The 21,080-nt window shown below is 65.5% G+C and carries 20 protein-coding genes and 2 tRNA genes; 8 read left to right on the top strand and 14 right to left on the bottom strand.

The features are described 5' to 3' along the window. Nucleotides 1-6: 6 nt before the first annotated feature. Nucleotides 7-948: a LysR family transcriptional regulator gene (locus tag E5S69_RS28240; RefSeq protein ID WP_171517758.1), complete on the bottom strand. Its 942-nt coding sequence runs from the start codon at nucleotides 946-948 to the stop codon at nucleotides 7-9. A 98-nt stretch (nucleotides 949-1,046) separates the two neighbouring features. On the opposite strand from E5S69_RS28240, the gene E5S69_RS28235 reads away from it, so the two are divergent. After that, nucleotides 1,047-2,141, top strand: coding sequence for a YeiH family protein (locus E5S69_RS28235; RefSeq protein WP_171517757.1), 1,095 nt, complete (start codon nucleotides 1,047-1,049; stop codon nucleotides 2,139-2,141). 96 nt (nucleotides 2,142-2,237) lie between these two features. Here E5S69_RS28235 and E5S69_RS28230 read toward each other — a convergent pair. Beyond that, nucleotides 2,238-2,324 (bottom strand) — tRNA-Leu (locus E5S69_RS28230). Between the two features lie 208 nt (nucleotides 2,325-2,532). On the opposite strand from E5S69_RS28230, the gene E5S69_RS28225 reads away from it, so the two are divergent. The 3 genes from E5S69_RS28225 (at nucleotide 2,533) to E5S69_RS28215 (ending at nucleotide 3,961) form a co-directional block, all read left to right on the top strand. Beyond that, nucleotides 2,533-2,877: a hypothetical protein gene (locus tag E5S69_RS28225; protein ID WP_171517756.1), complete on the top strand. Its 345-nt coding sequence runs from the start codon at nucleotides 2,533-2,535 to the stop codon at nucleotides 2,875-2,877. 259 nt (nucleotides 2,878-3,136) lie between these two features. Next, nucleotides 3,137-3,394 carry a hypothetical protein gene (locus tag E5S69_RS28220; RefSeq protein ID WP_171517755.1) on the top strand — a complete coding sequence of 86 codons (258 nt, stop codon included), beginning with the start codon at nucleotides 3,137-3,139 and terminating at the stop codon, nucleotides 3,392-3,394. A gap of 159 nt (nucleotides 3,395-3,553) precedes the next feature. Further along, nucleotides 3,554-3,961, top strand: coding sequence for a heme-binding protein (locus tag E5S69_RS28215; RefSeq protein WP_171517754.1), 408 nt, complete (start codon nucleotides 3,554-3,556; stop codon nucleotides 3,959-3,961). A gap of 271 nt (nucleotides 3,962-4,232) precedes the next feature. On the opposite strand, the gene E5S69_RS28210 is transcribed toward E5S69_RS28215, so the two are convergent. The 4 genes from E5S69_RS28210 to E5S69_RS28195 all read right to left on the bottom strand — a co-directional run bounded on the left by E5S69_RS28210 (nucleotide 4,233) and on the right by E5S69_RS28195 (nucleotide 6,697). Next, nucleotides 4,233-4,562 (bottom strand): hemin uptake protein HemP, encoded by a 330-nt coding sequence (locus tag E5S69_RS28210; RefSeq protein ID WP_171517753.1) that lies wholly within the window; start codon nucleotides 4,560-4,562, stop codon nucleotides 4,233-4,235. Between the two features lie 250 nt (nucleotides 4,563-4,812). Then, the gene (locus E5S69_RS28205; RefSeq protein ID WP_171517752.1) at nucleotides 4,813-5,226 is read right to left on the bottom strand and encodes an ExbD/TolR family protein; all 414 of its coding nucleotides are present in this window, start codon (nucleotides 5,224-5,226) and stop codon (nucleotides 4,813-4,815) included. Between the two features lie 21 nt (nucleotides 5,227-5,247). Beyond that, a complete protein-coding gene (locus tag E5S69_RS28200) occupies nucleotides 5,248-5,976 on the bottom strand; it encodes a MotA/TolQ/ExbB proton channel family protein (protein ID WP_171517751.1) in 729 nt (242 codons plus the stop codon). Between the two features lie 61 nt (nucleotides 5,977-6,037). Then, nucleotides 6,038-6,697, bottom strand: a complete 660-nt coding sequence (locus E5S69_RS28195) for an energy transducer TonB (protein ID WP_171517750.1) — start codon at nucleotides 6,695-6,697, stop codon at nucleotides 6,038-6,040. Nucleotides 6,698-7,173: 476 nt separating this feature from the next. Here E5S69_RS28195 and E5S69_RS28190 point away from each other — a divergent pair, with 476 nt between their 5' ends. Beyond that, complete coding sequence (locus E5S69_RS28190) at nucleotides 7,174-9,474, top strand: AAA family ATPase (protein WP_171517749.1); 2,301 nt, start codon at nucleotides 7,174-7,176, stop codon at nucleotides 9,472-9,474. 13 nt (nucleotides 9,475-9,487) lie between these two features. On the opposite strand, the gene murI is transcribed toward E5S69_RS28190, so the two are convergent. The 4 genes from murI to E5S69_RS28170 form a co-directional block, all read right to left on the bottom strand. Next, nucleotides 9,488-10,297, bottom strand: coding sequence for a glutamate racemase (murI, locus tag E5S69_RS28185; RefSeq protein WP_171517748.1), 810 nt, complete (start codon nucleotides 10,295-10,297; stop codon nucleotides 9,488-9,490). 167 nt (nucleotides 10,298-10,464) lie between these two features. Next, nucleotides 10,465-11,988: a fumarate hydratase gene (locus E5S69_RS28180; protein WP_171517747.1), complete on the bottom strand. Its 1,524-nt coding sequence runs from the start codon at nucleotides 11,986-11,988 to the stop codon at nucleotides 10,465-10,467. Between the two features lie 201 nt (nucleotides 11,989-12,189). Then, nucleotides 12,190-12,738, bottom strand: a complete 549-nt coding sequence (locus E5S69_RS28175; RefSeq protein WP_171517746.1) for a TIGR00645 family protein — start codon at nucleotides 12,736-12,738, stop codon at nucleotides 12,190-12,192. A gap of 96 nt (nucleotides 12,739-12,834) precedes the next feature. Then, nucleotides 12,835-13,794: an EamA family transporter gene (locus tag E5S69_RS28170; protein WP_171517745.1), complete on the bottom strand. Its 960-nt coding sequence runs from the start codon at nucleotides 13,792-13,794 to the stop codon at nucleotides 12,835-12,837. A gap of 334 nt (nucleotides 13,795-14,128) precedes the next feature. Between E5S69_RS28170 and acs the strand changes: the two genes are divergently transcribed. From acs to E5S69_RS28155, 3 genes are all read left to right on the top strand, one after another. Beyond that, nucleotides 14,129-16,111: an acetate--CoA ligase gene (gene acs / locus E5S69_RS28165; RefSeq protein WP_171517744.1), complete on the top strand. Its 1,983-nt coding sequence runs from the start codon at nucleotides 14,129-14,131 to the stop codon at nucleotides 16,109-16,111. A gap of 108 nt (nucleotides 16,112-16,219) precedes the next feature. Then, nucleotides 16,220-18,271: a VC_2705 family sodium/solute symporter gene (locus E5S69_RS28160; RefSeq protein WP_171517743.1), complete on the top strand. Its 2,052-nt coding sequence runs from the start codon at nucleotides 16,220-16,222 to the stop codon at nucleotides 18,269-18,271. A gap of 83 nt (nucleotides 18,272-18,354) precedes the next feature. Further along, nucleotides 18,355-18,445: transfer RNA gene (locus E5S69_RS28155), tRNA-Ser, on the top strand. 44 nt (nucleotides 18,446-18,489) lie between these two features. Here E5S69_RS28155 and E5S69_RS28150 read toward each other — a convergent pair. The 4 genes from E5S69_RS28150 to E5S69_RS32835 form a co-directional block, all read right to left on the bottom strand. Further along, nucleotides 18,490-19,689 (bottom strand): site-specific integrase, encoded by a 1,200-nt coding sequence (locus E5S69_RS28150; protein ID WP_171517742.1) that lies wholly within the window; start codon nucleotides 19,687-19,689, stop codon nucleotides 18,490-18,492. 267 nt (nucleotides 19,690-19,956) lie between these two features. Next, complete coding sequence (locus E5S69_RS28145) at nucleotides 19,957-20,121, bottom strand: hypothetical protein (protein ID WP_171517741.1); 165 nt, start codon at nucleotides 20,119-20,121, stop codon at nucleotides 19,957-19,959. Continuing rightward, entirely contained in the window at nucleotides 20,118-20,447 is a 330-nt protein-coding gene (locus E5S69_RS28140; RefSeq protein WP_171517740.1) for a hypothetical protein, read from the bottom strand. Before E5S69_RS28140 ends, E5S69_RS28145 begins: the two co-directional genes overlap by 4 nt. Further along, nucleotides 20,440-21,033, bottom strand: coding sequence for a Lar family restriction alleviation protein (locus tag E5S69_RS32835; protein WP_171517739.1), 594 nt, complete (start codon nucleotides 21,031-21,033; stop codon nucleotides 20,440-20,442). The genes E5S69_RS28140 and E5S69_RS32835 overlap by 8 nt, the downstream gene beginning before the upstream one ends. Nucleotides 21,034-21,080: the final 47 nt, after the last annotated feature.

The raw sequence follows: 21,080 nt of genomic DNA, 5'->3' as shown, positions 1-21,080 counted from the left end.
CCCGGTTCAGGCGCCGATGCGCGGCGCCATGGTGCGCAGGTATTCGGTGAACGCCAGCAGCCCCTGGGTCGGGAACTTGTCCTGGTGCACGACCAACTGCAAGGGGCGCACGATGTGCGGCAGGCCCTCGCGGATTGCCACCAGCGTGCCGCGCTCCAGCTCGTCGCGCACCACGTGCAGCGACAGGCAGCTCACGCCAAAGCCGCTCATCACGGCGCGCTTGATGGCCTCGGCGTTGCCCAGTTCCAGCGCGAAGCGCAATTCGCCGAGCAGCGGCACCAGCCGCTCCTCGATGACCTCGCGCGTGCCGGAGCCGGGCTCGCGCACGATCCATTCGGCATCGCGCAGTGCCACCATGTCATGCGGGGCGGCGGCCAGCGGATGGGACGGGCCGACGATCACCACCATCTCGTCGTCGCACCAGCGCACACTGCGAAGGTCGCGTTCATGGCTGGCGCCTTCGACCAGGCCGATATCGGCTTCGAACTGAAGCAGCGACTGCAGCACTTCACGGGTATTGCCGATGCGCAGGTCCAGCGTGCATGGGCCGCTGCGCGAATGGCGGAAGCCCGCCAGCAACGGCGGCAGCATATAGCTGCCGATGGTGTTGCTGGCAGCAATGCGCAGCTGGACCCCGGTCTGGCTGGCAAAGCGTTCCAGTTCCTGGGCCTGGTCCAGCAGCGACAGCGCGCGCGGAAAAAACTGCCTACCAGTTTCATTGATGCTGAGGCGGCGGGCGATGCGGTCGAACAGCGGGCTGTCCAGCGCGCGCTCCAGCTCAGCCAGCGAGGCACTGACTGCGGATTGCGACATCGCCAGCGCCTGCGCCGCCGCCATGGTGCTGCCATGCTGCGCTACCGCGACGAAGACCGACAGCTGGCGCAGCGTCAGTCGCAACGGGCGTTGCTCGGGCCGGGATGCCGCAGGTGGGGTGGGATGCAGGTCCATATCGAAAATATCAATAACGCATAACGATATTACCCGTTTTACGGGTTAGGTGCGCGCCATTACGCTGGAGTCACTAAAGCACATCACCTGAACCCACCATGTCTTCCGTCTCCAGCCCCCGCACCGCTCCGGCCGCCGCGCCGGCCTTACCGCCGCCCTGGTCACAGCGGCTGCTGACACTGCTCCCGCTTGGCGGCATTGCCTGGCTGGCGATTGCGCTGGCCGAGCACCCGGCGGTATCGCGCTACGGGCTCAGCGCGCTGACGCTGGCCATGTGCGCCGGCATGGTCGCGGCCAATACGCTGCCGCGCCAGTGGCTGGCGCCGCTGGCGCCCGGCATGCAAGTCGCGCGGCACTACCTGCTGCGGCTGGGCGTGGCGCTGTACGGGCTGCGCCTGACCTTCGCCTCGATCGTCGCGCTGGGCCTGCCGGGCATCGCGGTGCCGCTGACCATGCTGGTCGCCACGCTGCTGTTCGGCACCTGGGTGGGCACGGCGTTCTTCGGCCTGAGCCGCCGCGAGGCCATCCTGGTCAGTTCCGGCAGCGCCATCTGCGGCGCGGCCGCGGCCATTGCCGTGTCGTCAGTGGTGCGCACCGATGACAAGCAGACTGCCGTGGCGGTGGCGACGGTGGTGCTGTTCGGCACCGTCGGCATGCTGCTCTATCCCTACTTGTACGAACTGGCCACGGGCCACTGGCACTGGGCCGTCAGCGAGCGCATGTTCGGCATCTTCACCGGGGCCACGCTGCACGAGGTGGCCCAGGTGATCGCCGCCGGCAAGATGATCAGCGAGCCGACCGCCGACGCCGCCGTGGTGGCCAAGATGGTGCGCGTGCTGGCCCTGGGCCCGCTGCTGCTGCTGATGGCGCTGTGGCCGCAAGGCGGATCGCAGTCGGCACAAGAGGGCGCCGGTGCCGGCCGCCTGCGCGGCATCATGAAGTCGGTGCCGTGGTTCGCCGTGGGCTTTGTCGCGGTGATGGCGGTCAATTCTGCCGGTGCCGTGCCTACCGCCTGGAAGGGCCCGCTGATCGCGCTCGATAACTGGCTGCTGGCCTGCGCCATGCTGGCGATCGGCCTGCACACCCGCATCGGCGACCTGGTGCGCGCCGGCCGCAAGCCGCTGGCGCTGGCAGGGGTGTTGTTTGTGTTCCTGATGGGGGTAGGAGCGCTGATGTGCTACGCGATGGCGTGACAGGAGCGGTCCTGACGTAAGCGGAAGAGGGGGCGATGGCTCCCTCTTTTTGCTTTGAGACAGCAACTGCCCGGCAACTGGCCTGGCAACTCTTCCTGGTGCGGCCGACGGGACTCGAACCCGTAAGCCTGGAAAGGCGGCAGATTTTAAGTCTGCTGAGTCTACCAATTTCTCCACGGCCGCACGGCAAGCCCGGTATTGTGGTGGCTTGGCATCCCGGACGCAAGTGCGCCGACGGGCGGACCACTAACAAGTCGTCGCCCCCGCCGCCCCAGACGGAAAAGTGACGACACTGTTACGGCTGGTAACAATGTCGTGTGCGCCGTTGCACCTGGAAATTTCCGAACCCCTACAATACCAGTTAAGAGAAATCCCACTTTGAGAGGCGGATATGAAACGTTGGTGGCTTGCAGCATTCGGTATTGCCGCCGGGTTGGCGTCTGGCGCAGCCATGGCCCATGTGAGCGTCGGGGTAGCTGTCGGCGTTCCGGGCGTGGTGATTGGTGCGCCGGCGTATTATCCGCCCGCTCCGGCTTACTATGGTCCGCCTCCGGTGGTGGTGGCCCCGGCTCCGGTCTACTACGGGCCGCCGCCGGTGGTGGTTCGCCCGCGGCCGGTCTACTACGGGCCTGGCTACTATGGCCCGCCGCGCTATTACGGCGGCCCCCGCGGTTACTACGGCCCGCCGGGCTATCACCGTGGCCATGGTCACGGACATGGCAGGTGGCGCGACTAGGCGCGGTCTGCGTCTTCTGAAGCAAAGGGCCCAATTCCGGGCCCTTTGCTATTTGGCGCTGCACTGCGACATAACGCTCGCCGACAGGTTCCGGGCATAGCATCGGGTCTTGATCGAGGTCAAAATATTTGAACAGACTGCTCAAAGCGTCACCTGCACCAGGGTAGGGGTTTTCCCTAAACTAATGGTGTGACATCGCTATGACGCCTGTTGTCCGGGCCGGCGATGCCTTGACCAACCAAGAAGCAAGGGGAATCTTATGAAGATCAAACAAGCCGTGATTGCCGCCGCCGCCCTGGCGGTCCTGGGCACTGCCTCCACCGCCTCGTTCGCCGCTGTGGGCAAGGTCGATCCGTATCTCGACGGCGCCAAGATCGGCGCAGTCGACCCGTACACCGACGGCGCGAAGGTTGGCAAGCCGGATCCCTTCACGGACGGCGCACGTGTCGGCAAGGCTGACCCGTACACCGACGGCGCCAAGCTGGGCAAGCCGGATACGTTCACCGACGGCGCGTGATCGCACCGCTCCAGCCCTCGCATGACCAATGGCCCGCTCGCGGGCCATTTTGCCGTGGTAAGTCCGGCGGCAGTTCATGGCGGCCCGCTTGCCATGACGATGGCGCAGGTGCAGCGCTATACTTCGGCCTCTATCCAAATCAATGACCAGGAGAGTGGCATGCAGCAAAAGACGGTTCTGACGGCAGACGACGTGAAGAAGATCATGGCCGCAGCGGAAACCGAAGCAAAGAACCATCACTGGGCCGTGTCCATCGTCGTGGTCGACGACGGCGGCCATATGCTGGGCATGCAGCGCCTGGACGGCGCCGCCCCGATCTCGGCCTATATCGCCGGAGAAAAGGCGCGTACCTCCGCGCTGGGCCGCCGTGAGTCGAAGGTCTACGAAGACATGATCAACAACGGCCGCTACTCGTTCATGACGGCGCCCGTGCTGCACGGCATGCTGGAGGGCGGCGTGCCCATCGTCTGCAATGAGCAGGTGGTGGGTGCCGTCGGCGTGTCGGGCGTGAAGTCGACCGAGGACGCGCAGGTCGCGCGTGCCGGCATCGCCGCGCTGGGCCTGTAAGGCGATCGCGCCGGCGCTGACGCCGGTGCATGAAAAGGCCCGGCAGGCATGGCCTGCGGGGCGGCATAAAAGAGGGCATGGCTGGGTACGGCCGGCCTGGCGTGGGGTCTGACTCCCGCCTGCGGCTTGCATACCTGGCTACTGCCCAACACCTCGTTCCGAGGTGGTCCCCACAAAAGTCTTTGCTGCCACGCTCGTGGCGTCCGCGCCTGGCGCGGGTTTCATATCGCTTCTCCCGCCTGCCTCCCTGAGGAATTGCCGCGGGGCCGCTTCATTTCGTCAGGATCAGCTTGCCGTAGCGCGTCACGCGCAGCGTGTAGACCTCGCCGTTGTGCAGGATCGGCAGCGTGTTGGCACCGCGCATGATAGCTTCCAGCGCCACCGGCTCGCCGGCGGGCGCCGAGCTCAGACTGTCGCGCACCAGCGCCTCCAGGCGCGCAGGCAGGGCGGCCACGGCGGACTTGACCGAGGCGATCGCCGACGGGGTGGCCTTTGCGCTGGCATCCCGGCGCGGCTGCGCGACCACGTCGACGCGGCGCAGCGACAAGCGGCGGCGGCTAACTTCTCGGGGTTGCGACAGCGGCAGGGAAAGTGTGCTCATCATCTGGCTCCGTTCTGCGATAGGAGAGTAAGGGGAGTGCAACCAGGGCGGCCGTGCCGCGGCTGGGGCAGTCAATGGAATGATATTAAATGAGAACCGTTATCATTACAATAGCCTCTTCCCAAGATTCAGGTTACGGCTACGGAGGTACCGCAGTGCGAGCGGGCAGCTGCGTGCGAGTTGGCGGCCCCATAACAAAAGGGCACCCGAAGGTGCCCTTTGTCGTTCGAGGGCGCCCGCAGGCGCCGGCTTACTGCTTGGGTTCGGTGATGAAACCGATCTTGCCCAGGCCGCCATGCTGCGCGGCGGCCATGACTTCGGCCACGCGCTCGTAGCGCACCGCGCGGTCCGCGCGCAGATGCAGCTCAGGCTGCGGCTGCTGCTGCGCGGCCAGCGCGATATTGCTTTCCAGCGTGGCCTGGTCCACTTCCACCTGGTTCCAGAAGACCTTGCCGCTCGCATCGATTGACACGTTGATGTTCTGCGGCTTCGGCTCGTTCGGCGTGTTGGTGGCGCGCGGCAGGTCGATCTTCACCGCATGGTTGATCACGGGGATGGTGATGATGAAGATGATCAGCAGCACCAGCATGACGTCGACCAGCGGCGTCATGTTGATTTCGCTCATCACCTCGTCGTCGTCCCCTTCGAGAGTGCCGAATGCCATGATGACTTCCTTGCTAGGAGTTTAGCGCTGTGCCGCGGCCAGGCGCACGGTGCCGTCCTCGGCGCGGGCGCCGGTCGGGCGTACGCGCGCGCCGGTGACGAAGTAGGCGTGCAGGTCGTGGGCAAAGCGGTTGAGCTTCGAGATCACCGACTTGTTGCCGCGGGTGAGGGCGTTATAGCCCAGTACCGCGGGGATTGCCACGGCCAGGCCGAAGGCGGTCATGATCAGCGCCTCGCCCACCGGGCCGGCAACCTTGTCGATGGTCGGCACGCCCGAAGCGCCGATGCCGATCAGCGCGTGGTAGATGCCCCACACGGTGCCGAACAGGCCGACGAACGGCGCGGTCGAGCCCACCGACGCCAGCACGGCCAGGCCCGACTGCATGCGCGCCACCGATTCATCGATGGAGCTCTTCAGCGAGCGGGTCAGCCAGTCGGAGATATCCATCACGTCGTGCAGTTGCGGCTGGCTGGCGCGATGGTGCTGGGCGGCTTCCTTGCCGGTGATGGCGAGCGTGCGGAACGGGTTGGCATCGCCCGCGCCCAGGGTTTCCAGCGCGTGGTCGAAATCGTCCGAGTGCCAGAAGCGCTTTTCCGCGCCTTGCGCCATCTTCTTCAGGCGCACCAGATCCCACGCCTTGGTCAGGATTACGATCCATGAGGCGAGCGACATGATCAGCAGAATGATGGCGGTCGCACGCATGACGAAGTCGCCTTGCGACCAGAGGTGGGTGAGTCCGAGGTCCTGCATGTGTTGGTTCCTGTGAGTTCGCTTGGTTTAGGTCAGATCGGAGATCGGAAATAGGGGACGCTCAATTCAGTTCAAAGCCGATCGGCTGCTGCGCCGTGACGGCGACGGCGCGGCCGTTGTCCAGGTAAGGCTTGCAGCGCATCGCCTGCACCGCCTCCACCGCGGCCTGGTCAAGCCGCGACGAGCCGCTCGATGAGACCACTGCAGTTTTCACGACCTTGCCGCTTTCGTCGGTGGTCAGCCGTACCACGGCCTTGCCGGTCTCGCCCATGCGGCGTGACTGCGAAGGATACTTCGGTTGCGGCGGCGTGCACTGGATTTCGCCGATGCCGACTGCGCGCGGCGCGGCGGAAACCGGTGCCGGCGCCGGCTCGGGCGGTGCCGGTGGTGCCGGCGGGGCGGGCGGCGCTTCCGGTGCGGACGGCGTCGGCGGCAGGTCGGCCACCGGCTGCGGCGCCGGCTTGGGCTGAGGCGGCGTCGGCTTGGGCGTGGTCACCTTGACCTGCTTTGGCGGCGGGGTTTCCTGCTTGGGCTTGGGTTTGGGCGGCTCGGGCGGGGCTTCCTGCCTGGGCGGTTCCAGCGGAATGATGCGCGCGACGATCTCCGGCGCGATCACGGCCTCGGTAAGCTTGCGGCCCAGGCCGCTCTGGATGAGGTAAAGCAGGCCGACGTGGAACAGCAGTACGGCAAGCGTAATCTTGAAGAAGCGTTGATCGAACATGTGTCAACAACAAAAGTCTGCCGGCGGCGGCACCGTAGCGGCTGTGCGCCGTCACTTGCGATAAAACAGGATCAGCGAGATGCCGCAACCGACCAGCAGGCTAAGCAGCAATTCCATGATAAACGCTCCTTCAACAGGGTTGCCGTGGGAGCGCTACTCTGGGGCAGCGTGTCAGCTGCTGAGTATAAACGATAATGATTCTTATTTGTTGTGATTTGTGCGTCGCAACTGGAATTTTCTGCCCTGGCACGTTATACCGGCAAGTCCAGACCTGCATCGGGAGCGAGAAGCGTTCGTGCATGCCCGCTGGCGCCGTGCACCGCGTTTCCGTGCCCCAGGTCACCATCACGGGCACCGGTTGCGCGCAGGCGTGCGCGTAGCGTGGGAAAGCGCGCTAGCATAGGAAGACACTGCAGACGCGGCGGTGCGCCTGTCGCGGCCCCGCCATTGCGCATCGCGCGCTCGGGGACTCGTCCATGGACTTCACACGTTTTGCTGAAGATGACCGATCGACGCTTCTGCGCTCCATGCATGGCGTATCGTCGAGTTCGGCGCTGGACTGGATGTGCGCCCAGTTTGCCTTGCGCGTGGTCTGCGCGCTGGGACCGCGCTTTAACCTGCGCAGCAATATCAACGATGTCCTGACTGTCAGCGCGCAGGAGATGGTGTGGCCCTACGGCGTGGTGCTGCGCGTGCAGCGCTTCCTGGCCGCGCGCTGTGCCGACATGCCCGCCTGGAAAGGGGCGGCCCGCCTGACGCCGGAAGAATTCCTGGACCGCCATGGCCAGTGGAACAGCGCCTTCGATGAAAGCGCGCTGTTCTATTACCTCGACGAGTACGTCAAGCACCACGCCAAGGACATGTTCGCCGTGTTCGATGCGTCGGCCGCGGCGATCGCCCAGCGGCTGGAAGGCGAGCGTGTGCTGCTGGTGCGCAATATCGACATGCTCAGCCACGTGCTGGACCTGCCCGACCATGAGCGCAAGCTGCTGCTGTATGCGGCGCTGGCCAAGTACAAGCGCGACTTGCGCGCGGTCATGGTCGACTGCAAGGTGGCGCACAGCCAGGAGGCGTTCCAGATCCTGGCGGGCCTGACCGGCGCCGGTGCGGCCGACGTGGCGGCCTCGCTGCGGCCCGGCTCGCGGCTGGAGACGCTGAACCTGATCGAGCAGCCGCTGCCGGAAAACAGCGTGACCGACCTGGGCGACCTGATGCGGTTGTCGGACCGGCTGCTGCACGTCCTGCTCGGCAACTACGCCAACGAGGCCGAGATGATGGCGGTATTCACGCGCCCGGCCGCGCCGCCCACGCTGACCACCGCCGACTATCCGCATGTGGAGACCGACGCGCGCTACCTGCGCGCGCTGCTGGCCAATGCCACGCGCCAGCACGCCAGCGGTGTCAATGTGCTGATCTACGGCCCGCCCGGCACCGGCAAGACCGAATTCGCGCGGCTGCTGGCGCGCGAGGCCGGCTGCGAGCTGTATGAGGTCGATTGCCTGGATCGCGACGGCAACAGCCTATCGGGCAAGGACCGCTACCGCTCGCTGCAGGTGTCGCAGGCGTTCCTGCGCGGGCGCGCCCATACCGCGCTGCTGTTCGATGAAGTGGAAGACGTGTTTCCCGGCACCGGGCGCGAGCTGATGAGCCTGTTCGGCCAGGAAGATACACGCGCGTCGGTCAATGGCAAGGCCTGGGTCAACCAGACGCTCGAGCAGAATCCCGTGCCGGTGATCTGGATTTCCAATTCGATCCGGCAGATCGACCCGGCGTACCTGCGCCGCTTCCAGTTCCACCTCGAGCTGAAGATCCCGCCGCCGCTGGTGCGCGAGAACATCATCCGCAAGCACCTGGGCGGGCTGGATGTCAGCGATGCCTTTATCACCGGCCTGGCCGGGCGCAAGACGCTGACGCCCGCGCAGGTGCAATCGGCGGCGCGCTTTGTCGAACTCGCGCGGCCGAACGTCGAGGAGCCGGTCGAGGCGCTGATCCTGCGCCAGCTCGAGCATGCCGACCGCGCCATGGGCCTGCGCCCCGAGGCCGAAGCGCGCCCGGTGGTCACGCACTACCGGCTCGAGAACCTGCACCTCGAGACCCGCTACGAGGTGGTCAAGATCGTCGACGCGCTGCGCGTGCGCCAGCGCGGCACGCTGTGCTTCTATGGCCCGCCGGGCACCGGCAAGACCGCGCTGGCCGAGCATATCGCGGCCGAGCTGGACCTGCCGCTGATGATCCGGCGCGCCTCGGACCTGATGAGCAAGTACGTGGGCGAGACCGAACAGCAGATTGCCGCGATGTTCGCGCGTGCCGAAGAGGACGGCGCGGTGCTGCTGCTGGACGAGGCCGACAGCTTCATGCAGAGCCGCCAGCAGGCGGTGCGCAACTACGAGATCTCCGAAGTCAACGAGATGCTGCAGGGCATGGAGCGCTTCAACGGCATCTTCATCTGCACCACCAACCTGTTCGACCGCATCGACGAGGCCGCGCTGCGCCGCTTCTCGTTCAAGATCCGCTTCCTCGCGCTCAAGCCCGCGCAACGCGTGGCGATGTTTGTCGACGAGGCGCTCGATGGCGATGCCGCCGGCCTGACCGACGCCATGCGCAGCGACCTGGGCGCGATGGATTGCCTGACGCCTGGCGACTTTGCCACGGTCAAGCGCCAGTGCGTGCTGCTGGGCGAGGCGCTGACGCCGGATGAATTCCTGGCGCAGTTGCGCCAGGAGCATGCGATCAAGCCGGAGGTGCGCGAGCACCGCCCGCTGGGCTTCCTGCGCTGACGGCAGGCGCTGGTCAGAACGCCGGCGCCGGTTCGATCACCACGGTTTCGGCGTCGGCTTGCACCTGCAGCAGCGTCGCCACCATCGCGCGCAGATGCGCGGCGTCCTTGGTGGAGAGAAAGCGATCGCGCCGTGCAGTCCCGGGCGGGGCGGCCAGCGCATGCTCGGCAAGCTTGCGCGCCAGCTGGCGCGCGACCGCGCTGCCGGTATCGACCAGCGCCAGCCGATTGCCGGCGATGGCCCGGATGGCGCCTGACAGGAACGGATAGTGGGTGCAGCCCAGCACCAGGGTATCGGCGCCGGCTTCCAGCATGGGCGCGAGATAGGCTTCGAGGCGCTCGCGTACGCTGGGTCCGTCGATCTGGCCTTGTTCGACCAGCGTCACCAGTCCCAGCCCGGCCTGGCACAGGAAGCGGCTTTCGCCGTCCAGCGATGCCAGCAGCCGCGCGAACTTCGCGCTCTTGAGCGTATTGGCGGTTGCCAGCACGCCGACCACCTTGCTGCGGCTGGCCGCGGCCGCGGGCTTCAGGCCGGGTTCGACGCCGATGATCGGTACCGGCAGCCGCTCGCGCAGCAAGGCCACGGCATGGCCGGTGGCGGTATTGCAGGCGACCACCAGCGCCTTGCAGCCCTGGCCGATCATCCACTCGCAGGCCTGCAGCGTGCGCGCTTCGACAAAATGCTCGGGTTTTTCGCCGTAGGGCGCGTACTTCGAATCGGCGAGGTACAGCAGCGGCTCATGCGGCAGCAGCGCGCGGATCTCGCGCAGCACCGACAGGCCGCCGAGGCCGGAATCGAAGACGCCGATGGGTGCTGGGTTCACGGGGCGGGATGAAGGGATTGTTTTCTCCCCTCTCCCATATATGGGAGAGGGGCGGGGGAGAGGGCAGGCGGGCCCACGAAGTGAGGCGTCACGGTGCTTGCCACGCGCCCGCCCTCTCCCCCAACCCCTCTCCCGCGCGCGGGAGAGTGGAGCCGTGCCTGCAGGAATTAAAGCGCCGCCACCGGAATCTTGCCGATCTTGGCCTGCCATTCCGCCGGGCCGGTCTTGTGCACCGAAGTGCCTTCGCTGTCCACGGCAACCGTCACCGGCATGTCCTTGACATCGAACTCGTAGATCGCCTCCATGCCCAGGTCTTCAAAGCCGACCACCTTGGCTTCCTTGATCGCCTTGGCCACCAGGTAGGCGGCGCCGCCGACGGCCATCAGGTAGGCCGACTTGTGCTTCTTGATCGCCTCGATCGCCACCGGGCCGCGCTCGGCCTTGCCGATCATCGAGATCAGGCCGGTTTCGGCCAGCATCATCTCGGTGAACTTGTCCATGCGCGTCGCGGTGGTGGGGCCGGCGGGGCCGACGGCTTCGTCACGCACCGGATCGACCGGGCCGACGTAGTAGATCACGCGGTTCTTGAAGTCCACCGGCAGCTTCTCGCCCTTGGCCAGCATGTCGGCGATGCGCTTGTGCGCGGCGTCGCGGCCGGTCAGCATTTTGCCATTGAGCAGCAGGGTCTGGCCCGGCTTCCACGAAGCGACTTCTTCCGGCGTCAGCGTATTCAGGTCGACGCGCTTGGAGGTCTCGGTGTTCGGCGCCCACTCGACCTTCGGCCATTGCGACAGGTCCGGCGCTTCCAGCTTGGCCGGTCCGCTGCCGTCCAGCGTGAAATGCACGTGGCGGGTGGCGGCGCAGTTCGGGATCATCGCGACCGGCTTGGACGCCGCGTGCGTCGGGCAGGCCATGATCTTCACGTCCAGCACGGTGGCCAGGCCGCCCAGGCCCTGCGCGCCGATGCCGAGCGCGTTGACCTTCTCATACAGCTCGACGCGCAGTTCCTCGATCCAGTCCTTCGGGCCGCGCGCGATGATGTCCTGGATGTCGATGGACTCCATCAGCGATTCCTTGGCCATCACCATCGCCTTCTCGGCGGTGCCGCCGATGCCGATGCCCAGCATGCCCGGCGGGCACCAGCCGGCGCCCATGGTCGGCACGGTCTTCAGTACCCAGTCGACGATCGAGTCGGACGGGTTCAGCATCACGAACTTGGACTTGTTCTCCGAACCGCCGCCCTTGGCCGCGACCTGGATGTCGACGGTGTTGCCCGGCACCACTTCATAGTGGATCACGGCCGGGGTGTTGTCCTTGGTGTTCTTGCGGCCGCCTTCGGGCGGGCTGACGATCGACGCGCGCAGCACGTTGTCGGGATGCGTATAGCCGCGCCGCACGCCCTCGTTGATCATGTCGGTCAGGCCCATGGTGGCGCCGTCCCACCGCACATCCATGCCGACCTTGACGAACACCGTGACGATGCCGGTGTCCTGGCAGATCGGGCGCTTGCCTTCCGCGCACATGCGGCTGTTGGTCAGGATCTGCGCGATCGCGTCCTTGGCCGCCGGGCTCTGCTCCAGCTCATAGGCGCGGCCCAGGCTGGTGATGTAGTCCATCGGATGGTAGTAGCTGATGTACTGCAGCGAGTCGGCGACGCTCTGGATGAGGTCTTCTTGCTTGATGACGGTCATTTTGTGGGGTGTGGGCAGCGGTGAAACACAGCCCGAAATCATACACTGAGCGGCGGCGCTCTGCCGGGCTGCATACATCCGTCCACAGCCACTAATGTGCGGCAAGCGCCGCTGGCCGTTGTCGCGCCGGCTCAAAAGCAAAAACCGCGGCACATGGCCGCGGTCGGAATAATGCAGGCCGGTTGGCCATGCAAGCCGCCCTTAGTGCTTGCCGTGCGCGCCGGCGGGATGGGTGACCATGCGGTCCACCCATGCCATCGCCACCGCCGACAGCAGGAATGCGAGGTGGATCGCCACCTGCCACATGATGGTATGTGTGGTGCGTTGCTCGGCGTCGATAAAGGTCTTGAGCAGATGAATCGACGAGATCCCGATCAGCGCCATCGACAGCTTGACCTTCAGCACGCCGGCGTTGACGTGATCGAGCCATTCGGGCTCGTCGGGATGGTTGTCGATGCCAAGCCGCGAGACGAAGGTCTCGTAGCCGCCGACGATCACCATGATGAGCAGGTTGGAGATCATCACCACGTCGATCAGGCCCAGCACCACCAGCATGATCTTGTTCTCGTCAAACTCGGTCACATGCGCGAGCAGATGCCAGACTTCGATCAGGAAGTGGTAGACGTAGACGCCCTGGGCCACGATCAAGCCCAGGTACAGCGGCAGTTGCAGCCAGCGCGACGCGAAGATGATGCTCGGGATGGGCCGCAGGGTTTGGGGCTGCGGTGTGGGAATCGGGTTGGAAGCCATGGGGGGCGGGGTCGGCGAGTTGAAAATCGGCGTGGATTGTACCAAGCGACCATGGCAACGCTGTGTTACCGGCGGTAACCGCTGACGTCGCAGCGGTCAGGCCCGCGCGCCCGGATCCGCGCCAGCCGCCTTGCCGCGCCACGCGCCGCGCGCCATCCGGCCCGGCCAGCTGGCCAGTACGATCCCGGCCAGCACGCATGCCAGCGCTACGCCGTGCGGCCAGCCCGGCTGTTCGCCCAGGAAGACGATGCCGTAGGTGGCCGCGGCCACCGGCAGCACCGAGGTGAAGACGCCGGCAAGCTGCGCCGGCACATGGCGGATGCCCTTCATCCATAGCCAGAACGAGAACACGCTGGCCGACAGCGCGTACCACAGCACCATCAGCCAGGTCTGCGCCGGCACCGCGGCGGCGTCGAAGTTCAGCAGCGGCAACAGTCCCAGCGGCAGCATCAGCAGGCCGCCGATCAGGTGCGTGTAGGCGCAGATCTCGATGGCGGCCAGCGTCTGCGTGAGCCGGCGCGACAGGATCACGTAGATCGACTCGCACACCACCGCGCCCATGATCATCAGGTTGCCCAGCCACGCCTGGCTGCCTGCGCCGGCACCGTGGGCATCGCCACGGGCGATGTTGAGCACGGCGATGCCGGCCACCGCGAGCAGCACCGACACCATCGTGCGCCGCGACAGCCGTTCGCGCAGCAGCAGCCAGGACAGCAGCGCCACGGTGGCGGGGATGGTGCTGGTGATCACGCCCGCGGCCATGGCGCTGGTCAGCCGCACGCCGTTGAGCATCAGCAGCGTAAACAGGAAGGTGCCGAAGAACGCCTGCAGGAACAAGTTCAGCCATTCCCCGCGCGAGACGCGGCGCATGCGGGCGGGCCGGTACCAGGGTGACAGGCAGACGATGGCAATGACAAAGCGCAGCAGCGCGAACAGCAGCACCGGCACATGCGCGATGATCGACTTGCCGAGGCCGACGTTGCTGCCGACCAGCGCCATCGAGGCAACCAGGAACAGCACGTAGACGGGAGCGAAGACAGGAGCGTTGGCGGGCACGGCGTAGTTGCCTTGGGTCTTCCGGCCAGCAGGCCGGCAGGGTGCAAGTATCCGGGCTGGGTTGGGCTGGCGAGGACTGATGAGGGCTGGCCAGCGCGACGGCTGCGTGGCAAGGGACGTCGTCGCATTCAGGTATCAGGCTCGCGGCATTATAGCTGTGCTAGCCTAATGGAGAAGGCTGCACTTTCGCGCGCGCCCCCCGATTCTTCCCGCTGCATTGCAACACGTTGCAGTGTCTTGTCCTGCCGGCTGGAGCGGATTTATCGTCAGGTTTAAGTAAGGCGTCGGGCGTAACGTGGCAGCCAAAGCCAGTTCAAAATCAGGAGACCAGTCCATGTCCGCCATCGAATCGGTGATGCAGGAGCATCGCGTGTTCAACCCGCCCGAGGCGTTTGCCAGCCAGGCCGCCATCCCCAGCATGGAAGCCTACCAGGCCCTGTGCGACGAGGCCGAACGCGACTACGAGGGCTTCTGGGCCCGTTACGCCCGCGAACTGCTGCACTGGAACAAGCCCTTCACCAAGGTGCTGGACGAGGGCAACGCACCGTTCTACAAGTGGTTCGAAGACGGCGAGCTCAACGCCTCGTACAACTGCCTGGACCGCAACCTGCAGAATGGCAATGCCGACAAGGTCGCGATCGTGTTCGAGGCCGACGACGGCACCGTCAGCCGCATCACCTACCGCGAACTGCACGGCAAGGTGTGCCGCTTCGCCAATGGGCTGAAGTCGCTCGGCATCAAGAAGGGCGACCGTGTGGTGATCTACATGCCGATGTCGGTCGAGGGCGTGGTCGCGATGCAGGCCTGCGCGCGGCTGGGCGCGACGCACTCGGTGGTGTTCGGCGGCTTCTCGGCCAAGTCGCTGCAGGAGCGGCTGGTCGACGTGGGTGCGGTGGCGCTGATCACCGCCGACGAGCAGATGCGCGGCGGCAAGGCGTTGCCGCTGAAGGCCATCGCCGACGACGCGCTGGCGCTGGGCGGTTGCGAGGCCGTGAAGAACGTGATCGTCTACCGCCGCACCGGCGGCAACGTCGGCTGGACCGAAGGCCGCGACCGCTCGATGGAGGACGTCAGCGCCAACCAGCCGGATACCTGCGAAGCGGAGCCCGTCAGCGCCGAGCACCCGCTGTTCGTGCTCTACACCTCGGGCTCGACCGGCAAGCCCAAGGGCGTGCAGCACAGCACCGGGGGCTACCTGCTGTGGGCGCTGATGACGATGAAATGGACCTTCGACATCAAGCCCGACGACCTGTTCTGGTGTACCGCCGATATCGGCTGGGTCACCGGCCATACCTATATCGCCTACGGCCCGCTGGCCGCCGGCGCTACCCAGGTGGTGTTCGAGGGCGTGCCGACCTACCCGAACGCGGGCCGCTTCTGGGACATGATCGCGCGCCACAAGGTCAGCATCTTCTACACCGCGCCGACCGCGATCCGCTCGCTGATCAAGGCCGCCGAGGCCGACGAGAAGATCCACCCGAAGCAGTACGACTTGTCCAGCCTGCGCCTGCTCGGCACGGTCGGGGAACCGATCAATCCGGAAGCATGGATGTGGTACTACAAGAATATCGGCAACGAGCGCTGCCCGATCGTCGACACCTTCTGGCAGACCGAGACCGGCGGCCACATGATCACGCCGCTGCCGGGCGCGACGCCGCTGGTGCCGGGTTCGTGCACGCTGCCGCTGCCGGGCATCATGGCCGCCATCGTCGACGAGACCGGCCAGGACGTGCCCAACGGCAGCGGCGGCATCCTGGTGGTCAAGCGCCCGTGGCCGGCGATGATCCGCACGATCTGGGGCGATCCGGAGCGCTTCAAGAAGAGCTATTTCCCCGAGGAACTCGGCGGCAAGCTCTACCTCGCCGGCGACGGCTCGATCCGCGACAAGGACACCGGCTACTTCACCATCATGGGCCGCATCGACGACGTGCTGAACGTGTCGGGCCACCGCATGGGCACGATGGAGATCGAGTCGGCGCTGGTGGCCAACCCGCTGGTGGCCGAGGCCGCGGTGGTAGGCCGCCCAGACGACATGACCGGCGAGGCCATCTGCGCTTTCGTCGTGCTCAAGCGCTCGCGTCCGACGGGCGACGAAGCCGTGAAGATCGCCACCGAGTTGCGCAACTGGGTCGGCAAGGAGATCGGCCCGATCGCCAAGCCCAAGGACATCCGCTTTGGCGACAACCTGCCCAAGACGCGCTCGGGCAAGATCATGCGCCGCCTGCTGCGTTCGCTGGCCAAGGGCGAAGAGATCACGCAGGACACTTCGACGCTGGAGAACCCGGCCATCCTCGAGCAGCTCAAGCAGGCGCAGTAATCCGCTGGTGATCCGGCCAGCCGGAGCCGCAACCTGAACCCGCCGCCGCGCACCCGCGCGCCGGCGGGTTTGTTACGATAGCTTCCCACCGACACGGACTGTCCCCTCATGCCCGAAGCCCAGTCGCGCTTTCGCCGACGGTTGCTGCTGTACTACGGCCTGTTCACGCTGGGGCTGTTCGGCTTCGTGGGCATGATGGGACTGCTGGAACGCTCCAATGCCGATGCGCTGTGGCTCGGCTACGTGTTCCTGTTCATCACCATCGCGATCTATGCCTGCATCGGGCTGATCTGCCGCACCTCCGATCTCAACGAGTACTACGTCGCATCGCGGCGCGTGCCAGCGATGTTCAACGGCATGGCGATTGCCGCCGACTGGATGAGCGCGGCGTCGTTCATCGGCCTGGCCGGCATCCTGTTTTCCTCCGGCTACGAGGGGCTGGCCTATGTGATGGGGTGGACCGGCGGCTACTGCCTGGTGGCCTTCCTGCTGGCGCCATACCTGCGCAAGTACGGCGGCTACACTATCCCCGACTTCCTCGCCGCGCGCTACGGCAACGGCAAGCCCGGCGGCAACCTGCCGGTGCGCGCCATCGCGGTGCTGGCCGCCTCGCTTTGCTCGTTCGTCTACCTGGTGGCGCAGATCCAGGGTGTGGGGCTGGTGGTAACGCGCTTCATCGGCGTGGAGTTTGCCGTTGGCATCTTCTTCGGGCTGGCGGGCATCCTGGTCTGCTCCTTCCTTGGCGGCATGCGCGCGGTGACGTGGACGCAGGTGGCGCAGTACATCATGATGATCGTGGCGTTCCTGGTCACGGTCTCGATGATCGCGTGGAAGCATCACCAGGAACCGCTGCCGCAGCTGAGCTACGGCTCGCTGCTGACGCAACTGGATGCCCGCGAACAGCAACTGGAGCGCGAGCCGGCCGAGCAGGCGGTGCGCGACTACTATCGGCAGCAGGCCATCCTGCTGCAGGAACGCATTGCCCGCTTGCCGGATTCTTTCTCGCAGGAGCGCGATGCGCTGGACGCGCGCCTGCAGGATCTGCGCAGCCGCAATGCGCCGTTGCGCGAGATCAAGGCGCTGGAGCGCGAGCGGCTGGAATTCCCGCGCGACGCCGCCGCCGCGCAGCAGCAATGGCACCAGCAGCGCGAAGAGGCGCTGGCCCGGAGCCGCCATTCGATGTCGTCCACCGAACCCTATCCCGCGGCCTCCGAGCAGGAGCGCAAGACCAAGCGGCTCAATTTCGTGCTGCTGGTGTTCTGCCTGATGGTGGGCACCGCCAGCCTGCCGCACATCCTGACGCGGCTCTACACCACGCCGTCAGTCAGGGAAACGCGCAACTCCGTGGCCTGGGCCGTGTTCTGCATCGCCTTGCTCTATGTCTCGGCGCCCACGCTAGCAGCGCTGGTCAAATACGAGTTCTTCGAGCACCTGGTCGGCACCTCGTACGCCGAACTGCCGCAATGGGTGGTGCAATGGCGCAAGGTCGATCCGCCGGTGTTCGGCATCCGCGACGTCAACGGCGACGGCATCGTGCAATGGGCCGAGATCCTGCTGCAGCCCGACATGATCGTGCTGGCGGCGCCGGAAATCGCCGGCCTGCCGTACGTCATCTCCGGGTTGATCGCCGCCGGGGCGCTGGCCGCCGCGCTGTCCACCGCCGACGGGTTGCTGCTGACCATTGCCAACGCGCTTTCGCACGACGTCTTCTATCACATGGTCGACCGCCAAGCGAGCCACCAGCGGCGCGTCACCACCGCCAAGATCGTGCTGCTGGCGGTGGCGCTGTTCGCCTCGTACGTCACATCGCTGCGCCCGGGCAATATCCTGTTCCTGGTCGGCGCCGCCTTCTCGCTGGCGGCCTCCAGTTTCTTCCCGGTCCTGATCCTTGGCATCTTCTGGCGCCGCACCACCGCCGCCGGCGCCGTCGCCGGCATGGTCGCCGGGCTCGGCGTGGCGGTGTACTACATCTTCGTCAACTATCCCTTCTTCACTCGCATGACCGGCATCTTCGGCAACCGCTGGTTCGGCGTCGATCCGATCGCCTCCGGCGCCTTCGGGGTACCGGCCGGCTTCGCGGTGGCAATCGTGGTCAGCCTGCTGACGCCGCGCAACGCGCCGGTGATCGACAGATTGGTGACCTACCTGCGCAAGGGGTAGGGCGGTGCCGTGGCACGCAGCGCCCGATCCGGCGACGAAGCACTGGATTCGCCAAGCAACTCTGCTATAATCTCGGACTTCCCGGAGAGATGGATGAGTGGTTTAAGTCGCACGCCTGGAAAGCGTGTATGGGTTAATAGCCCATCGGGGGTTCGAATCCCCCTCTCTCCGCCACTAAGCCCTTGATTTATAAGGGAATAGGCCAGTAAGGGCAGCGATTATTTCCCGCTGTTTACCGTCGAATCCTGTGAAGAATCGGCAGGGAATCGCAACATCGGTTCCGCGAATCTCTCCACCGCTTTCCCGCCTGCTTCTGGGTCCGCAAGCGGCATCCATCGCCCATAGCTCCGCGTCGTAGTCTGCACATTCGAATGCCCCATCTGCCGCGCCACCCACATTGGGTGCTCACCAGCTGACAGCATCATGGAGGCGTAGGTGTGCCTGGTCTGGTACGGCTTGCGATACCTGACTTTCGCCTTCTTCAGCGCTCGCGTCCAGACGATACGGATGGGGGAATCGCCTACCCATCGCTCCCCGTGGCGCGGGTCCTGAAACACCTCCTTGCCGGCCAGGAACGTGAAAGCCTTCTGCGCCTCCAGCGCGGCCAAGGCGGGCGGCAGAATCTTGACCTCGCGCCGGCTGGATCGCGTCTTCGTGTCTTCCATCGCCTCGGCCGTTTGCGTCAACGCCTTCCGGACCACCACCACGCCGCGGCGCCAGTCCACGTCGCCCCAGTCGAGCGCGACGAGTTCCGATGTCCGGAGTCCAGACCAGAAGGCAAAGCGCACTAGATTGGCCGCTTGGCCGGGCAGGGCGTCGATGATGGCGCGCTGCTCGTCCGGGGTGAACGGATCAATGTCGTCCTCTTCCTTCGGGCCTTCCTGCTTCCGGTACGTCCAGCCATAAAGAGGATTCGCCGCGATCAGCTCGTCATCAACCGCGTCGTCCAGCGCCTTGCGCAGCACGCTCTGGATATTCGCCAGGCGCTTGTTCGTGCAGTCCAGCTTGTCCAGCCAGTCACGCACCGTCGTGCGCTTCAGGTCGGCCAGCCTGATCCGGCCGAATTCCGGAATCAGGTGGTAGTTCACGATCTTGCGGTAGCCGTCGTAGGTGCTGGCCTTCAGGTGTTTCTCCTGGCGCTTCAGCCAAGCCTCCAGATAATCCCCGGCCGTCTGCACCTCGCCCTTGTACTCGGCAAACTTGGCTGCGTTGGGCGAGTTCGGGAAGCTCTGTGAGTAGACGAACGTCCCTTGCTCAATGGCGAGCAGGACGGTTGCCCGCCACTGCTCGGCCCGCTTCAGGTTAGCGGGAGTGGGCTTGAGACGAACCCGCTCACGGCACTCAACGCCACGATAGGTGAACGAGATTTGGATGCTGCTCTCTGAGGCTTTCTTGACACCGCTGCCGTCTCTACCCATGCCTCATACCCCTTCACATCAATCAGAATGCGGCCGTCTGCCGCCTTGAGCCATACACCTTCCGGCCATGCTCCGTCGTGGATCTTGGCGCGGATGGCCTTCTCCGTGTAACCGGACTCAGCCGCAAACTTGGAAATTGTAAGGTAGCGGATCATTCATCCTCCCTGAGCCACGCTCTGCGCGTGACCTCTAGCATCTGTTCTGCTGCTTTCTGCATTTACAGGCGATACGTTGTAAATCGAGAATACAGGCGTTGGGCTGTGCGGATCACGGCTTGTCCCGCTCCTGCTTGATTTCTGAAGTCCAAAATCCAATGGTCAGAATCCCTAGAATGGCAGCAAACAGGTACTCGCCATTCCAGAGAAGGTATGCCACCAAAAAGACGCTGAGCACGTCTCCGAGATTCACGGACAGACTGTATCGCTGGCTCATTTGTCCCGCTCCTGCCGTCCAATCTCGGCCGCGGCGCGGACGATGGCGCGGCGGGTGGCTTTGTACGGGTCAGGGAAATTGGCCATCTGCGGCCAATCCCTGCGATACTCCGACCTGCCGCAGTACACGATCGGCGCATCGTCTGCGCAGTATCCGAACTCGATGCAAATATGCAGACTGACCGCCAGCCGCAGCGCGTCGCCGTCGTCTTCCAGTGGGTTCCATTCCCGGCCATCGAGGACGAAAACGCCGCCCACATCAGGTGTTCGCATCAGACGCATCCCCGCCGCCTTAGCCGCCAGCACCAACAGATCACGATCAGTCATGGTTGCTCCCCTGCTGGATGGCGCCCGGTGCGGCTGGCAGTGGCATCCAGTGCGTGACGCTATACTCGTCGCCGATCTGCCCCATCATGTTGTCCCAGTAACCGTCGCCGCCGTTTGCATTCCATTGGCAGAAGTCTGGCTCCGACACATCAGCCGGCAGGCCAAACTCTCCGTCGATGCGGGTGTGGCGGACCGCGCTTACCCAGCACAGGAACATGCTCCCATCCTTCGGCGCCGTCTCAATCGGCTGCCACCGCTCTGCCTCCGCCTTCCCCGGTGAGGCGAGAGCTACGGCAATCTCAAGCGTCAGAGGATCGCCCCAATTCACGCCTTCCGGCAGGCTGTCGCATAGCGCTTGAAAGTCCTCCACCGGCTCCGTCGCCTTCCCCGGTGAGGGGGTGGCTCGGCGGTTCCAGGCGGAGATGGCGGCTGCCTGCGTATCGGCAGTCGGTCCTTCACAGAAGCAACCGTTGCAGTAGACCGCGAACTTGTTCGGCACTGCGCTTTCGGCGCATTCCCCGTCCGGTTCACCACAGAACGGGCAATCGGCGATCTCATCTGCTGGGGTAGTGGCGGGGGTGGTCACGTTGCCTCCATTGCAGAGAGATTCAGTTCATCACGAGCGTTCCGGGG

This window comes from Cupriavidus necator, from assembly GCF_013141915.1.
GTDB classification, from domain to species: domain Bacteria; phylum Pseudomonadota; class Gammaproteobacteria; order Burkholderiales; family Burkholderiaceae; genus Cupriavidus; species Cupriavidus necator_B.
Note: the sequence above shows the minus strand (reverse complement) of the source record. Positions and strands in the feature narration are given on the sequence as shown.

What these genes read in the sequence shown, in the direction of transcription:
- E5S69_RS28180 (WP_171517747.1), bottom strand. Translation starts at nt 11,988, where the DNA reads ATGACCGTCATCAAGCAAGAAGACCTCATCCAGAGCGTCGCCGACTCG.
- E5S69_RS28205 (WP_171517752.1), bottom strand. Translation starts at nt 5,226, where the DNA reads ATGGCATTCGGCACTCTCGAAGGGGACGACGACGAGGTGATGAGCGAA.
- acs (WP_171517744.1), top strand. Translation starts at nt 14,129, where the DNA reads ATGTCCGCCATCGAATCGGTGATGCAGGAGCATCGCGTGTTCAACCCG.
- E5S69_RS28215 (WP_171517754.1), top strand. Translation starts at nt 3,554, where the DNA reads ATGCAGCAAAAGACGGTTCTGACGGCAGACGACGTGAAGAAGATCATG.
- E5S69_RS28190 (WP_171517749.1), top strand. Translation starts at nt 7,174, where the DNA reads ATGGACTTCACACGTTTTGCTGAAGATGACCGATCGACGCTTCTGCGC.
- E5S69_RS28220 (WP_171517755.1), top strand. Translation starts at nt 3,137, where the DNA reads ATGAAGATCAAACAAGCCGTGATTGCCGCCGCCGCCCTGGCGGTCCTG.
- E5S69_RS28195 (WP_171517750.1), bottom strand. Translation starts at nt 6,697, where the DNA reads ATGTTCGATCAACGCTTCTTCAAGATTACGCTTGCCGTACTGCTGTTC.
- E5S69_RS28160 (WP_171517743.1), top strand. Translation starts at nt 16,220, where the DNA reads ATGCCCGAAGCCCAGTCGCGCTTTCGCCGACGGTTGCTGCTGTACTAC.
- E5S69_RS28240 (WP_171517758.1), bottom strand. Translation starts at nt 948, where the DNA reads ATGGACCTGCATCCCACCCCACCTGCGGCATCCCGGCCCGAGCAACGC.
- E5S69_RS28210 (WP_171517753.1), bottom strand. Translation starts at nt 4,562, where the DNA reads ATGAGCACACTTTCCCTGCCGCTGTCGCAACCCCGAGAAGTTAGCCGC.
- E5S69_RS28225 (WP_171517756.1), top strand. Translation starts at nt 2,533, where the DNA reads ATGAAACGTTGGTGGCTTGCAGCATTCGGTATTGCCGCCGGGTTGGCG.
- E5S69_RS28200 (WP_171517751.1), bottom strand. Translation starts at nt 5,976, where the DNA reads ATGCAGGACCTCGGACTCACCCACCTCTGGTCGCAAGGCGACTTCGTC.
- E5S69_RS28145 (WP_171517741.1), bottom strand. Translation starts at nt 20,121, where the DNA reads ATGAGCCAGCGATACAGTCTGTCCGTGAATCTCGGAGACGTGCTCAGC.
- E5S69_RS28150 (WP_171517742.1), bottom strand. Translation starts at nt 19,689, where the DNA reads ATGGGTAGAGACGGCAGCGGTGTCAAGAAAGCCTCAGAGAGCAGCATC.
- E5S69_RS28175 (WP_171517746.1), bottom strand. Translation starts at nt 12,738, where the DNA reads ATGGCTTCCAACCCGATTCCCACACCGCAGCCCCAAACCCTGCGGCCC.
- E5S69_RS28140 (WP_171517740.1), bottom strand. Translation starts at nt 20,447, where the DNA reads ATGACTGATCGTGATCTGTTGGTGCTGGCGGCTAAGGCGGCGGGGATG.
- E5S69_RS28235 (WP_171517757.1), top strand. Translation starts at nt 1,047, where the DNA reads ATGTCTTCCGTCTCCAGCCCCCGCACCGCTCCGGCCGCCGCGCCGGCC.